The organism is Pseudoalteromonas sp. CH_XMU1449-3, assembly GCF_037027245.1.
Lineage (GTDB): Bacteria > Pseudomonadota > Gammaproteobacteria > Enterobacterales > Alteromonadaceae > Pseudoalteromonas > Pseudoalteromonas shioyasakiensis.
Genome location: NZ_JAYMDY010000006.1, coordinates 208,834 through 224,586, shown reverse-complemented (window position 1 = coordinate 224,586; position 15,753 = coordinate 208,834). Strand labels below are relative to the sequence as shown.

Sequence of the window (15,753 nt, the reverse complement as noted above, 5' to 3'; positions counted from 1 at the left end):
CACACAAGAAGCGAAAAGCCATGCAAGAACACAAAAATCAGCCACTCAACGACTTTATTGAGTACCCTCATGACGAGATGCTAAAACGCGCCGAAGAGTTTTTAGCCGTGAGTCAGCGTCGCCACAGTATTCGCAGCTTTAGCGACCGCCCAGTGCCAAAAGAAATAATCGAAACCTGTATTAGAGCGGCTGGCACTGCACCGAGCGGTGCCAATCATCAACCTTGGCACTTTGTAGCAATACACAGCAGCGATGTGAAAAAACAAATTCGAGAAGCCGCTGAAAAACTAGAGCGCTCATTTTATGAAGGTCGCGCAGGTGAAGAATGGTTAGATGCCTTAAAACCACTTGGCACAGATGCCAGTAAGCCCTACCTTGAGCATGCGCCTTGGCTAATTGCCGTGTTTAGTCAAAAGAAAGGCGGTATTTCTGCCGATGACAAAAATACCAATTACTATGTTCATGAATCTGTTGGCCTAGCAACCGGCTTTTTAATTCAAGCACTACACAGAGCTGGCCTTGCAACCCTTACGCATACACCAAAGCCAATGAGCTTTTTAACCGAAATTTGCGGCCGCGATAAAGATAATGAGCGCCCTTACATGCTGCTAATTGCAGGCTACCCAGGAACAGATGCAACCATCCCTGAGCATGCCTTAGTGAAAAAGTCGCTAGACGAAATAGCGACCTTTATTTAGCTTTAAAATCAACAGCCAGCACATCACCCGGGTTTAAACCTGAAACGATGTGCTGCTGGCCATTGACCATTTCGCCAAGCCGCACATAGCGGCGCACTATCTGATTATTTTCAAGTAAATAGACCATACTCAATTGGCCATATTGGTGCACCCAGCTTGATTCAATCAACACCCCTTTTTCAGTGGCGAGCGGTAATTGTAATTGCGCATAAAGCCCAGGCATTAACCCAGTTTGCGCATCTGTTTCTAAACGGATTTCCATACTACGCGCAGCACTATCAGCAACAGGCACAATTTCTGTCACTGTGGCAGGCATTGACGTAGATAAAGCAGGTAGTTTAACCGTTAGAGTTTGCCCAACATTCAACTTAATTGCTTGTTGTTCTCTGACATTAAATGCTAATTGCAATTGCTGTGGGTTATAAAGTGCGAGTAATGGCGTGCCAGGAGTTGCGGTATCGCCAGGCTCTGCAAAACGTTCAACCACGACACCTGAAATCGGCGCTTTAATTTGCGTAAAACTCAATGCAACTTGCGCTTGTGTTTGCTGCTGCTTAGCAATTGCTAGGTTCGCTGTTAAGTTATCGAACCTTGCTTTTGCATCGTCGTATTCGCTAACAGATACCAAGCCTTGCTTGTATAAGTCGTTAATACGCTTTAGTTGTTTCTCAGCTTGAGTCAGCGAGGCATTAATTGCATTTATTTGTGCTTCGCTTTGAGCAAGTCCTGCTTTAAAGTCATCTTGCTGCAAGGTAATTAGCACGTCACCTTGTTTTACAGTATCGCCAGCGCGTACATTTAAACGCTCAACTTGTGCCATTACACGAGAAGAGATTTGCGTATTTTGTTTTGCAATCACGGTGCCCGGTACAACTTCATCACGTGCAATATCTGCCAGTGTCACAGTCACTAACTGACCAGTGTAATCATTTGCTGATGGGTTTTTCATGCCTGCGGCTTGCTTATCAGAAAAACTGCCCGCCATGTAAAGTACCGCCACAATAATCACTGATAACGCGATGATTGAACCAATAAGTTTCGATTTACCCTGCATGAGCTTGTTCCTCTTTGGCTGCATCCTTTGCAAACACTAAATAATAAACCAGCGGCACAACAAATAATGAGAACAATGTTGATGCCACAATACCAAAAATAATTGCGATCGCTAGACCGCTAAATACCGGATCTAGGGTGATCACCAAGTTACCTAATAAGGTGGTTCCCGCTGTGAGTAACACAGGGCGCATACGCACGGTGCCTGCGGCGATTAAAGCCTGTTTAATTGCCATACCTTGGCCGCGAGCTTGATTTATAAACTCAACTAAAATAAGTGAGTTACGAACCACAATACCGGCAAGTGCAATCATGCCTATCATGGCTGTTGCGGTGAATAGCACCGGCTCTGGAGCACCAGCAATACTGCGCTCTCCAAATTGATTTAATAGCCAAAAGCCCGGCATGATCCCTATTACGGTTAATGGAATAGCCGACATGATGATCAGTGACAAACTCGCAGAGTGTGTTTGAATGCGTAAGATGATGAAAATTGCAGTGAGCGCAAACGCAAAGGCAATACCCATATCTCTGAATACATCAATGGTAATTCGCCATTCACCTTCACCACTAAAGGTCACGTCAGTGCCAGCAGGTAATTGCCAAGCTTGGCTACCACCATTGTTGAAAAAGTGCCTACTTTGCCAATCTGTTTGGCTAAATTCGTCAGCGCTGATGCCTAAGTCGGCATTGACGTCAGCAATAATTTCAGCGGGTGTACGGCCATTTAGCTCAGCCATAACATACACAACATTACGCTGATCTTTACGCATAATTGGCTTAGCAACCTCTTGATGCTGAAATTCACCTAACTCAGATAGCGCCACCAGCGGACGCGGTGCACTTTGCAGCCCAAATTCGTCACTGGTTTTTGCAAGCTCCCTATCACCACGAACTTGTAATGCCAGCAATTGAGCAAATTGGTTACGGTCTTGATATGGCAGTTGCAGTTTTATATCGACAGGATCTGTTTCGCCGCTAACATATAACACCCCAGCATTTTGCCCATGCGAGGCAATGGCTAAGGTCTGGGCAATATCTTGCGTAGAGACCGCCGACAATGACGCTTTACTTTTATCAGTAACAAAACGTTGTAACGGCGCATTGGCAGCAATACTGGTATCAACCTCAACCACATGCGGCTCTTGCTTTAATCTTGCTGCAACGGCAAGGGCTGCTTGATAGTGAGTGTCTGTATCAACAAATGGCTCACTGTAAACTTCGGCCACTAAGGTACTTAAAACCGGCGGACCAGGTGGTACTTCAACCACTTTAATTACAATGCCATCGGTTGCCAGTGGCGCTAATGCGGCACGCAAGCGCATGACCACGCCATGAGATTGATGATCACGCTCAGTTTTATCAAGCAGTAATACTCTGAGCTCAGCTAAATTAGCAGCTTCACGTCGATAATAACCACGCACCATACCATTAAAGTCCATGCTTGATGGCTGACCAACGTAGGCTGCCGCCTCGCTTACTTCATTTAATTGCCAAGTGATGGTTTGTACTTGTCGAGTAAAAGCGGCGGTTTGCTCAAGGCTTGTGCCTTCTGGCATATCAATTAAAACTTGCAACTCGTTTTTATTATCAAACGGTAATAGCTTTAGAGGTACTGCACGCATTACGGGTAGCATGGCACTGGCGACAAACAAGGCTAATGTGGTCCATAGAACGAGTTTGGCGCGGCCTTTAGACTCAAGTAATGGTGACAATATGCGCTCGTATAAGCTATGGGGATTAGCTTCTAGTTGCATGCTGTCATCGACTGGCGCTTTAAGTAATTTCATGGCTAACCATGGCGTGACAAAAAATGCCACTATGGTTGAAACCATCACACTGACCGGTACATTGAATGCCATCGGTGCCATATACGGCCCCATCATGCCGGTGATAAATGCAAGTGGGATAAATGCCACCATAATGGTCAATGTAGACATAAACAGCGCCACACGAATTTCGCTCATGGCATCAACTATGCGTTGTTTTTTATCGCCTTTTTTTGTTAAAAAGCGACTTATGTTGTCTATCCCAGTAATGGGATCATCAACCAATAAACCTAAAGAAAGTATTAATGCAAACAGCGTGACTCGGTTAATCGTATAGCCAAAGGCAAAATCAAGTGTCAGGGTGATGCCGTAGCAAATAGGTACCGCTAGCCCCACAACAATCGCTGGTCGCCAACCTAAAAATACGCCAACAAAAATAACCACGGTAAATACCGCAAACACTAAGCTCGATGTAAGGTTATTTACTTTTTCATTCGCGGTTTGGCCATAGTCACGCAGTACGGTGTAGCCCAGTTCATCTGGTAGTAGATTAGCCGATAAGCTATCCATCATGCTGTGCACTTCATTGGCTACAGCTACCGCATTGGTACCTGCTTGTTTAGCGACACTAATTGTGACTAAAGGAAGTTGTTGCTGATTATCTGATTGAGCCAACCATTGATAACTTTGTGCTTCGCTTGGCCCATCACTCACCTGGGCCACATCACTTAGGTAAACACTCTTACCATTAACCACATTGACAACAAGCCGTTCAATCGCAGATTGAGAGCGTAAAACATCACCCACTTGTAAGGCGATTTGCTGCTTACCCTCAACAACGCTGCCCACATTCACTAATTGGTTAGATACGCTAAGCGCATAATACACATCAGTTAGGGTTGTTTGATGTGCAGCAAGGGCACTTGCATCAAGGTTAATCGTTAATTGACGAGTTCTACCTGCAATCACTTTCACTTCGCTGGTATTTTCGATGCGCTGTAAACTGTTAGCGATTTCGTTAGCAAAGCGAGTTAGTTGGTAATCATCGTAAAGTTTTGGATCTTTACTAAATAAGCCCAGCATCACAATGGGTACATCGTTCACTTCAACCGGACGTATTTGCCATGAGCTGATCACTGACGCCATCGTGTGTTGATAGCTATAGAGTTTAGCGTAAGTGTCGAGGATGGCTTGCTCACGGTCGTGACCAACTTCAAAGCGAAGAGTGACAACAGCAGCATTACTTTGTGTAGTCGAGTAAATATGCTCAACGCCCGTCAATTGCGCTAATAACTTCTCCAATGGTTCAGTTACCAGCCTAGCTACTTCTGGCGCTTCGACGTTTGGCGCTGCCACATATATATCAAGCATAGGAACCACAATTTGCGGTTCTTCTTCACGGGGTGTTTGCTTTAGTGCCATTAGGCCAAGCAGCACCGACATAATAAAAATAATGACAGGGAGTCGGCCGCTCAAGCTGTTTTTTACTGCATTATCGATAGCATTCATTGCTTAATTACCTTTGCAAAATAAGCCATGTAAGGTCGCTAGGATTGATACCACGTTTTCATCCACTACGCGGTAATAAATAGTTTGGCTTTCGCGTCGAGTAGCAACTATCCGAGCTTTTCTCAGCGCCGCTAAGTGTTGCGATAATGCTGACTGCGCCAATGGCACTGCTTCATTTAATTCGCTCACGCTCATTTCACCATCTTGCAGCGAACATAAGATCATCAAGCGATTTTTATTCGCCAATATCTTTAGCATTTGCTCTGCTTGTTCCACATTGTCGGCCATAGCCGCAAAATCGATGTTCATAATCACACTACTCTATATTCTTAAAATACCGCTAAAGTATAGATTGATATATTAGAAAAGTCTAATATTAGAATTTACTAATGTAGAATTATCTAATATATTAAATACATCACTCTGTTATCGAGGTCTTATTATGAAACTAAATGACGCGCTTCGCCTAATTGCTGGTGTAATGATCTGTATTTCATTGTTGCTACAACAGTTTCACAGTCCGCTGTGGATTTGGTTTACGGTATTTATTGCTCTAAACTTAATTCAATCGGCATTCACTAAGTGGTGCCCAATGATCACCATTTTACGCAAACTTGGCATGGAGGATTAGTATGCTGACCCCAATTCCTGACTTAATGAAAATTATTGCCCCAAACCAGCGCCGTATTAGCGCTGACCAAGCAAAACAAGAATTAAGCGAAAACCACGGTTTATTAATAGACGTACGAGAACCTGCTGAGCACGCAACTAAAGCAGCAACAGGTGCAATTAATATCCCACGTGGTGTACTTGAAATGAAATTAATGGAAATTGAAAAAGACCCTACAAGGCCTATTTACTTACACTGTGCAAGTAGTGCCCGTGCCACACTCAGTGCCGAAGCTCTGACTCGTGTTGGCTACGAAAATGTCACTGTAATCACCTGTAATGCCGAACAAATTTGTCAGGTGTTTTAACTTCATAGAACAGTAACACTGGTCGGATAAGCTCGTACTTTTCTACTTATAGGTACAGAGCAATGACTTTTACGCGCAGACGCTTTTTAAAAGCATCGGCGGCTGGTTTTGGAGCCGCCGTTTTATCTTTTGGTTTAACGGGCTGTAGTCTTAATGACGATGATGACGAAACCACAAAGCAAATCCCTGTCAGCTTTGATCACGGTGTTGCCAGTGGCGACCCGCTCGCTGACAGTCTCATTATTTGGACTCGCATAACTCCACTTGAAAACGTCACGAGTGTTAACGTTGTTTGGCAAGCCTCAACAGATGCTAACTTTACAACCATTAGCCATGATGGCGAAACACAGGTAAGCGATGCAACCGACTTCACCTTAAAAGTTGATCTGCAAGGTCTCGATGCCAACACTACCTATTACTACCGCTTCATAAGTAATGGTAAAACCTCACCTACTGGAGCAGGTAAAACGCTTCCAACCGACAACATAGAACAAGTAAAATTTGCCGTTGTCTCTTGCGCTAACTATCCTGCAGGCTACTTCCATGTATATGGTGAAATCGCAAAACAAACCGATTTAGATGCAGTACTGCACTTAGGTGACTACATCTATGAATATGGTAATACAGGTTATGCCACTGAAGATGCCGCCGAACTTGGCCGTTTATTACCTGATGACAATAGCGATGAAATCATTTCTTTAGCGGATTATCGCAAACGTTACGCCCATTATCGTAAAGACGATAACTTGCAAGCTGCCCATAGTCATTGTGCATTTATTACTGTTTGGGACGACCATGAAATAACTAATGATACATGGCATAGTGGCGCTGAAAATCACAACGACGGCGAAGGTGAATTTAGCGAGCGCAAAATGCATGCGTTACAAGCCTACTTTGAATGGATGCCTATCCGCAATGTTGCCGATAAAGAACGTATTTATCGACGCTTTGAGTTTGGTAATTTAGTTTCATTACACATGCTCGATACCCGTGTTTTAGCTCGCGACGAGCAAGTTAATTATGCGGATTTCGACTTAACCAGCAGCCAAGGACAAACTGACTTTGTTGCAGCAATTAGCTCACCTACTCGTGCTCTATTAGGTAACGAGCAACTTACATGGCTGACTGATGGTTTAACGACAGCAACAACACAATGGCAAGTACTTGGGCAACAAGTGCTGATGACCAAAATGCATTTGCCATTCGAGATTTTACAGTTACTAGTGAATATTCAAGTGACTCAAGCAAACGGTGCTGATCCATCTGCATTACTTGCTCAAGCAAATACCTTATTTAGTGAGCTTGCGCAAATTAAAGGGCGCGTATTAGCTGGTGATCCAACAGTTACTAGTGAGCAGCGAGCACGCGTAGAAACAACAGCGCCTTATAATCTTGATGCATGGGATGGCTATGCTTATGAAAGAGAGGTAATACTTGGGACTGCAATTTCTGCACAAAAGAACTTGGTGGTTTTAGCGGGTGACACGCATAACAGCTGGGCAGGACAATTAGTCACTGATGCAAGTAACCCTGTTTCTGCTAACGCTGCAGCTGGTGTTGAGTTTGCAACATCTTCGGTTTCTTCTCCTGGTCTTGAGAACTACTTAGCGTTAAATACGCAATCGAGTGAGGCTGTCGCACAAATTGAGCAAGTTATTGCATTACTGGTTAACGACTTAGCCTACAACAACTTAGTTGAACGCGGTTACTTAACGGTCACCTTTACTCAACAGCAAGCGCTTGCCCAGTGGCATTATGTAAGTAGCGTTAAAACAGCCGATTACACACTGCTTAACGAGCGTAAAAAAGCGCTCAGCGTACAAGCTGGTAGCTCTACTTTACAAATGGCTTAACGCTTTTCATCTAATAGCGTAACTAACATTTGCTCAATGTTTTTTACGCTATAAGTAAGTGATCGCAGCAGCTCTAACTGAGTATCTTCAGGTTGATGCTCAGGTTTAGTATTGCTGCTTTGAGTCATTTGATCTTTTTGTTTTAAGATTGCTTCACGAAACTTCTCAGCATCAACCACTCCGAGCAATGATACCAATGCACCTTGTCCTGATTGACCTGCCGTTTCAAAACTCAGTCGATAAAGGCCAAATTGACGCATTAAAGGACCTTGGCTAAGTGCCACATCGGTTATTTTTTCAAGTGGGATCGATTTTTCTTCTTTAAAGAATACACCGCGTTTTACCACTAACTTACGCGTTAGCAACGTGGCTGACATCGCCGCTAAAATACGCCCTGCCACCAGCCAGATTATTAACGCAACAATGGGAATGAAAGGGATACCTACCATACTAATCACACAGGTAAAAATACCCAGTAATAACCAATACTGTTTTACTTTTGGATCAAAGCTGGCACTCAATAAACTGGTTTCTGTCATCATAGGCTCCTTGATAAGTAGTTATGACAATATACAAACTTTTCATTAAATACAAAAAAAGCCGAGCAAAAGCCCGGCTTAAGGGTACTGCAGGGAAAGCTATTCCACTGCTTCAACCGTCACTGTTAATTTACTCAGATCAGGTCCTTGCACTGTAAAACGATAATCGCCAGCAGCTGCAATACTAAGGGCGATATTGGCGCCAACCGCTTCTAGTAAAGCCGCTTCGCCAAGCACAGCAACAGGGGCATCACCACTGCCACCGTAATCCACCGTATTCCAGTCTTCAGAAGCGACTTTAAACTCATAGTCATCGGCTTCTAATGTCATGGTGGTACTGTACATCGCATCACCAGCATAAATCAGTGGGTTATCTGTGCTCCAATCATTTACACTACCACGTAAGTACACTTGAGTTTCGCCAAACATTTCTGCATTGAATACAGTCATAAGTGGTTCTTCAAGGTTACTGGCATCAAAGACAAACTGATATTGACCATCACTTGCAATATCCATTGTCATATTTGCGCCTTTTACTGCGAGTAGTTTTTCAGTACCCACTGTAACTGCTGCACTACTTTCACCTGAACCATAATCCACCGTGTTCCAATCTTCAGAGGCCACTTTAAACTCATAGCTACCCGCAGTTAACTGTTTAGTGAAGGTATAAACACCTTTACCTTGATACATCAACTCATCACTGGTACCCCAATCGTTTAAGCTACCGCGTACATAAATTGGCGTACCAACAAATGGCTCTTCATTATAGATCTTAAGTACTGGGTTTTCGGTGTCTGTGGCATCGAATGAGAATACATAAACAGCATCCATTGCCGCCGTAAAGGTCATATTGGCACCACTGCGTGTCAGCGGCTCATCTTCACCTTCGATCACTTCAGCAACATCGGCAGAAAGCGCACCAAAATCAACGGTAGACCAATCTTCAGAAGCCACTTTAAATTCATAGCTACCTGCTGTTAGAGGAATGGCAATTTTGTACTCGCCATTACCTACATATTCAAAGCTATTTGTCGTACCCCAGTCATTTAACGAGCCACGAACATAAACTGTTGTGCTACCAAATGGCACAATATCTGGCGCACCCACAGTCGCATCGGCACTTAAGCCTTCACCTTGTGCATCACCTTGTGGTTTAACAAACACAGCAACAGTATATGGCGGAACATTAAAGGTACCTTCGCCTTCACCAGCCATAAAGCTTGCTGCGGACATACTTGAGTCAACACTCGCTTTTAAAACAGGGTGAAGCTCAAAACCCGCAGCCGTTGATACCGTATGCGATAAGCTTTGCTCAGTGCCGTTCATCACCACGACAATGGCATCGTATTGGCTATCTAGATCAGTCAAACCAACACCATCATCGATACTCATCACGACTAAGCCTTGCTGTTGACGCTTACCAATATTGTGGAAGCCAACGCGGTCTAAGATGTCTTGCTCTGTGGTTAAACTAAATAATGGGCTGGCACTACGAATTGCTAAGAATTCAGTAAATACATTACTTGCGTACTCAATGTCGCTTGCCATCGCTTGTGCATTAGGATTTGCTGAAATAGGCGCAATTTCGCTCCACTTCGCTTGGTTATCTTGCGCAGGAGGTAGGCCTACATTCCAGTTATTGGTATCCATACTGAAATCAACAAAGTTGAACCAATCACCAGAATCATAGCTGTTACGATCCATTGATTTAGAACGCAGCAGATCGGCACCCATTTGCATAAATGGAATACCTTGACTCATTAACGGCATAGCTAAAGCCATATTATGAACACGCACACGCTCTTCAATACTTAAGTTAGTGCCATGTTTATATTGCAGCTGATCCCATAGTGTTTCGTTATCATGCTTAGAGACATAGTTAATGCTGTCAGCCGGATCGAGTGCATAAGCCGCAGGCTGACCACTCCAGCTAAAGCTGCTGCCTTTTGCTGAATTACCTTTAAAGTCTTTAAGAATGTAGTTTTGTAAGTTACCTGCCAGTGATAAACGTAACGTATCTTGCTCAGATAAATTGCCATCTGTGGCATTATTACTAAAGAATGCACCACCGCGAATTGCCTCACGGATACGGTCATTAAAGGTGCCTACTTCAGTGCCAGCCATATCCATTTGTTTAGCTTGCACAAATAAACGGTTATCTGCGACTTCACCAAAGTTCCACCCTTCACCGTAAAAGTAGGTATCAGGGTCAACCGCTTGTACTGCACTAAGCGCGGTCATAATTGATGCTTTTGGCATATGCCCCATCACATCAAAGCGGAAGCTATCGTAACCAAAATCACGGGCTAGAATCACCATAGAATCAGCAACAAACTTATCCATCATGACATGCTCAGTAGCGGTATTTTCACAACAGGTTGAACGCTCAATATCACCAGAGGTTTCGTTGTATCTGTGGTAATAACCTGGTACCAGTTTATCGAACACTGATTTATCCCAAACACCTGATGAGGTCGTGTGGTTGTAAACAACATCAAGCACGACACGTAAACCAATTTCTTGTAAAGACTGGATCATCGCACGCGTTTCTTTAACTCGTGCAATACCTTCAGGCGATGAAGCGTAAGAGCCTTCAGGTGCAATAAAATGATGCGGATCATAACCCCAGTTAAAGCTATCAACACCACGCATTGCATTAGCAAGTGCTTGAGCATCATCAGAACCCGGTAGATATGACGCCATTAAATCAACAATTAAAGCGCTCTTGTCTTCGGTTTTACATGCATCGGCATCATCGCCAATGCGGCTACATAAATCACCTAAGGTTGCAGTAATATCAACACGCTGACTGGCATCTTCATCAATGGTGCCAATATCTGTCAGTGGTAGTAAATGGAAATGGGTTAAGCCATTATCTGCCAGCTTTTTGAGATGTTGCATTGGTGCGCTATCAAGCTCAGTAAACGCAAGATACTTACCACGGTTTGCTTCACTGACGGTTTCATCACGTACACTAAAATCACGCACATGGCCTTCGTAAATGACCGCTTGCTCAGGGTAATCAACCGTTGGCACCATACGCTCATCCCAGCCGGTTGGTTTAGTATCTTCATCATCAAGGTTGATCAGTTGGCTATATAGACCATTGGTTGAAACATTTAATGAATAAGGATCTGTGCTCCATAAGCTTTCAATTTGCTTAGTCGTCGGATGATAAACATCAAACATAAAGCGGTAGTAATGGCGATCATGACTGATATCGACATTGCTAGACCAAATACCCGTTGCGCTATCAAAGGTCATCACAAGTTGTTCAAGCTCTGTTTTATCAGCATCATACAGCGCTAATTTCATATTGCTTGCCGTTGGAGCCCATACCGACACATCAATGCCATTATTGGCGTAATGCACACCTAGTTGTGCTTCATTAGCATCACTTTCGCCACTGGTGTATAAGTCATCGAGGGCTTTAGCGGCTTGCACATAAGTGGCTTCTGTTAGCTTGCCATCAGCATCATAGCCTGCCACAACCAGTTGTTGTTTAATAAGCTCTTTTGCAGCGGCTGCATCCCAGTTACCTTGGTATGCATTCCATCCAGCAAGGTGCGGCACTTTAGCGATTTGTTCATCGCTCAAAGATGTCGATGTAAGCTCAACCACTTGACCATTTAACTCACCAGTATCTTCATCGACAGCTAAATCTGCACTGTTTGATGAGTGTAATTTAATGATGCTTGTCAGCTCATTACTTGGCTGGTAAATCACAGTAGATAAATCAATCCAATGCGCTGAAGCACCAGAAATACTCACCGGGCGCTCACCTAAGCTAACAATTGGATATTCAAATACTGATGGTTCACCATGAATAGTAAAGTTCATTCGTTGGAACTTTTCATCGTCCTGCATCAATGGCATTTTTAAATCAACATCACCAAACGCTTTGCCAGACCCTTCGGTACCAATATGCACGATGAAGTTAGCACACTCGTTGTAACCTTCTTTTAATTTTACAATCCAGTACGCGCCATAGTTAGGGTCAATACCATCGTATTCATGCCCATTGGCCCAATCAGTGGCATCAAACGGCGCTGCGTACGCATCGCAGTCATCGTTATTCCATGAGTGTAATCGATAACCTTCGTAGGCATCATCACTGGTGCGGTTATAGAATAAGATGGCTTCGTCATCTGCAGGGAAAACTACAGGATCAGGCAAAGTGGGATCAGCGCCTACCACGCAGCTTTCATTATTCTCATCGGGTACCGTTGGTGCCGGACAACTAATCGGCGGAGGATCTACACACTCAGTCCCCGCTTCATTGGGAACTTGCGGGACACTACAGGTCAATAAAACTTGCCCAGAATCTATATCGTTACTAGCGCCACCACCACATGCAGTTAGCAATACCATGCTACATGCAATCAGTAAGCGGCTAAAATTAGCTATTATTTTCATATTATTATCTCCAGCTTACTGATCAATGGTTATAGGTAAAACCTAGATAAAACTGACGACCAAAGAATTGCGTGGTGCCTGTTTTACTGGTTGTTCCAAAGTAGCTTTGTGTTGGTTCATCGGTTAAGTTATTCACTTGTAATAACATGCCGAATGAATCTGTGAACTGATACGACGTTTGGAAATCGACAACCGTTTCCGCATCAAAATTCACCACTTGCTCATTGACAGCAACTTGCTCTGAAACGAAATCATCGCGATAACGCACATTCAAACGTGTTTCAAAGTTTTCATAGCTGTAAAAAAGTGTGCCGTTAAAGACATTGTTTGAAAGGCCAGGCAAGTCTTGCGACACAGAATCACCACCTAAATCGGTAATAGATTGCACCTCACTCTCGGTATATGAGTAACTGGCGTTTATGCCTAAACCTTCAAACGGCGAGGGTAAGAAAGAGAAAACTTGCGTATAGGCAAGCTCAATACCACGAATATAACCGCCTTTGGCATTGTTAACCGCAGTTGTGTACACCCCATTCGTGGTTTCGATTTGCTCACCGCTGACAGGGTCAACAATGTATTCTGGTACGTTAAAACCATTACCTTTAAAGTCAAAGTTCTCTATGGCTACCGTATCTATGAATGAGTCGATATTCTTATAAAACGCAGCAACAACCAGCGCACCATCGGTGTCTTCAAAGTATTGCTCGTAGGAGATATCGTATTGATCAGCATAGAAAGGTTTTAAGAATGGGTTATTGGTACTTGAACCGTTAATTTCGCCGTCATTGTTAACCGATGCACTGGCATCGCCCGCTAAACGGTTAATCGGAGCACGCGCCATCACTTTTGCCGCAGCAAAACGAATTTGTGTCGCGTCACTCACTTTAAAGTTCAGGTTTAATGAAGGCAGGTAGTCTGTATATTTAATGCCTAACACGCTTGGTGCATATAGGTCGTTAACAATGCCATTGTCATCAACAATATACTGCGCACCGAGTTGCGGATCGCCACCGACGTTTTCGAGTACCGTCGCTGACTGATCGGTATCTACTCGGCGAATACCAATATTACCTGTAACGGGTAGAGTGCCAATTTCAGTATCAATGTTAAGCATAAGATAGGCTGACACTACTTCTTCATACACTGAGCCACTTTGTAACATGGTCCATGAGTAATTAGTGGTATAGCCTTGCGCATCTGGCTCACCATCACCATCTAAATCCACAACACCATCGGCGTTACCCCAGGTCTGTACTGGCTGCGGAGTCCCATCAGGAAACCATGCGTTGAGTGCTTTATCTAAATCGATCGCTAAATATGATGGGAAATAACTAAACTCACCTTGCCAATCAACCACGGTGGTCATGTCATCGGTAAGACGAAGCGGTGGTTGAGTCGAAGAAAATGCACCATCGTTACCGTATTCAAATACAGAGCGATTATTGCTGTACTCACGGTCTGAATAACGAGCGCCAAATTCAATGGAGCTAAACCAGTTATTCTCTAACTCATACTTAAAATCGAGTCGAAATGCTTTTACTTCATCTTCATTTTCATACGGGTAAATACCGTATTTACTGACCATAACTCGGTCAATATCGCTAAATGCGTCGGCTTGGTTAAAACCTACATCAGGCAAGTTTAAGCCGTTCAATTGATAGTTAAGCGATACATTGGTATCGAACACAGGGTTCTCAACAGTGGCATCTTCTGCTACCAATGCCCAAAGTAAACCATTGCGGAAATTACTCTTAGCACGTGAAAGCGACACGTCAGCATTGACGTTTAAACGCTCAGTAACTTGCCAATCGGCATTAATGCCATAGCTGTCTACTTCATCAAAGTCTTGGTTATCATCATTAACGATTTCAACACGGGTAAAGCTATTTGATGTGCGGTTAATTGCACCACCAATCACCGCATTACCGTCAAGCACAGGGTTAGCATACACCGCAGACGGACCACCAAACTTAACCCGAAAACCACGGGCAAATGATTCGCTATCAAAACGAGATAAAAACGCATCACCTTTTAGTTTAAAGTTATCGGTTGGCACCCATTCAATTGAGGTTAAATAACCATTACGGGTTTCTTCACCACCTAAGTGCTGAAGCTCAAACCCTTCACTGATGTATTCATTAGCAGGATTATCAGCAGGGCCATCGGTATCATTTGCTAGCCCATCAACGTCTTTATTACCGTTATATGCTAAACCGATAAATTGCGTCGCCACACTTGGTTGGAATAAGCGCGCGTAACCCACTGCGACACCTAGCGTATCGTCAAGAAACTTGCCTTGGTAAGAAAAGCTAATACGGTCGCCATATTCGGTCGCATCAAATACCTCTGAAGCACGGTCGTTATACATACCACGCACATTCGCAGTAAATTTGTGTTGCTGGTCATTATCCAATGGGCTGGCTGTTTGTAGCTCGACTGTACCCGCGACGCCCCCTTCAATGAGCGATGCCTTAGGCGACTTATAAACCGCCGCTGAGCTGATTAACTCAGACGGGTATTGGTCAAACTCAATACTGCGACTACCACTAGTAGATACTTGCTCTCGACCATTTAATGTCGAAAAAACAAATCCACCAGATAAACCGCGAATGTTGATTTCGGCAGCTTGGCCACCGGTACGTACCGCCGAGATCCCCGGTAGACGTGTTAATGCATCTGCCATAGACACATCAGGTAATGCCCCTAAGTCATCAGCTGATAGTTGCTCAGAGACAGTGTCGCTAAAGCGTTTTTGATTTAATGATTGAATTAAGCTGCGACTAAAGCCGCGCACTTCGATTACTTCTAGCTCAGGATCGATTTCCTTTGCTGATGTGCGTTCTTCTTCCGTCGCCGCTATTGCACTATTTGCTGCCACTAAAGCCAGCATAAGCGCACTTAGCTTGAATTTCCCCATTGGATTTCCACCCTGTTGTCGT

At 43.9% G+C, this 15,753-nt stretch carries 10 protein-coding genes; 4 read left to right on the top strand and 6 right to left on the bottom strand.

Going from position 1 to position 15,753, the window contains the following annotated elements:
* The first annotated feature begins 20 nt into the window (after window positions 1-20).
* Entirely contained in the window at window positions 21-698 is a 678-nt protein-coding gene (locus tag WA256_RS09965; RefSeq protein WP_055198623.1) for a nitroreductase family protein, read from the top strand.
* Here WA256_RS09965 and WA256_RS09960 read toward each other — a convergent pair.
* From WA256_RS09960 to WA256_RS09950, 3 genes are read right to left on the bottom strand one after another with little or no spacing between them, the layout of a single operon-like run.
* Window positions 691-1,752, bottom strand: coding sequence for an efflux RND transporter periplasmic adaptor subunit (locus tag WA256_RS09960; RefSeq protein ID WP_062564817.1), 1,062 nt, complete (start codon window positions 1,750-1,752; stop codon window positions 691-693). The two genes, WA256_RS09965 and WA256_RS09960, sit on opposite strands and share 8 nt — an antisense overlap.
* Window positions 1,742-5,029: an efflux RND transporter permease subunit gene (locus tag WA256_RS09955; protein WP_130167413.1), complete on the bottom strand. Its 3,288-nt coding sequence runs from the start codon at window positions 5,027-5,029 to the stop codon at window positions 1,742-1,744. Before WA256_RS09955 ends, WA256_RS09960 begins: the two co-directional genes overlap by 11 nt.
* Window positions 5,030-5,032: 3 nt before the next feature.
* The gene (locus WA256_RS09950) at window positions 5,033-5,338 is read right to left on the bottom strand and encodes an ArsR/SmtB family transcription factor (RefSeq protein ID WP_335990925.1); all 306 of its coding nucleotides are present in this window, start codon (window positions 5,336-5,338) and stop codon (window positions 5,033-5,035) included.
* Between the two features lie 133 nt (window positions 5,339-5,471).
* Between WA256_RS09950 and WA256_RS09945 the strand changes: the two genes are divergently transcribed.
* The 3 genes from WA256_RS09945 to WA256_RS09935 all read left to right on the top strand — a co-directional run bounded on the left by WA256_RS09945 (window position 5,472) and on the right by WA256_RS09935 (window position 7,859).
* Entirely contained in the window at window positions 5,472-5,660 is a 189-nt protein-coding gene (locus WA256_RS09945; RefSeq protein WP_054562832.1) for a YgaP family membrane protein, read from the top strand.
* A gap of 1 nt (window position 5,661) precedes the next feature.
* Window positions 5,662-6,006 (top strand): rhodanese-like domain-containing protein, encoded by a 345-nt coding sequence (locus tag WA256_RS09940; RefSeq protein WP_335990922.1) that lies wholly within the window; start codon window positions 5,662-5,664, stop codon window positions 6,004-6,006.
* Window positions 6,007-6,068: 62 nt separating this feature from the next.
* Window positions 6,069-7,859: an alkaline phosphatase D family protein gene (locus WA256_RS09935; protein ID WP_335990920.1), complete on the top strand. Its 1,791-nt coding sequence runs from the start codon at window positions 6,069-6,071 to the stop codon at window positions 7,857-7,859.
* Here WA256_RS09935 and WA256_RS09930 read toward each other — a convergent pair.
* The 3 genes from WA256_RS09930 to WA256_RS09920 all read right to left on the bottom strand — a co-directional run bounded on the left by WA256_RS09930 (window position 7,856) and on the right by WA256_RS09920 (window position 15,731).
* A complete protein-coding gene (locus WA256_RS09930; RefSeq protein WP_335990980.1) occupies window positions 7,856-8,398 on the bottom strand; it encodes a PH domain-containing protein in 543 nt (180 codons plus the stop codon). The two genes, WA256_RS09935 and WA256_RS09930, sit on opposite strands and share 4 nt — an antisense overlap.
* Window positions 8,399-8,497: 99 nt before the next feature.
* Complete coding sequence (locus tag WA256_RS09925; protein ID WP_335990918.1) at window positions 8,498-12,814, bottom strand: alpha-1,6-glucosidase domain-containing protein; 4,317 nt, start codon at window positions 12,812-12,814, stop codon at window positions 8,498-8,500.
* A gap of 22 nt (window positions 12,815-12,836) precedes the next feature.
* The gene (locus WA256_RS09920; protein WP_239963179.1) at window positions 12,837-15,731 is read right to left on the bottom strand and encodes a TonB-dependent receptor; all 2,895 of its coding nucleotides are present in this window, start codon (window positions 15,729-15,731) and stop codon (window positions 12,837-12,839) included.
* Window positions 15,732-15,753 lie beyond the last annotated feature (22 nt).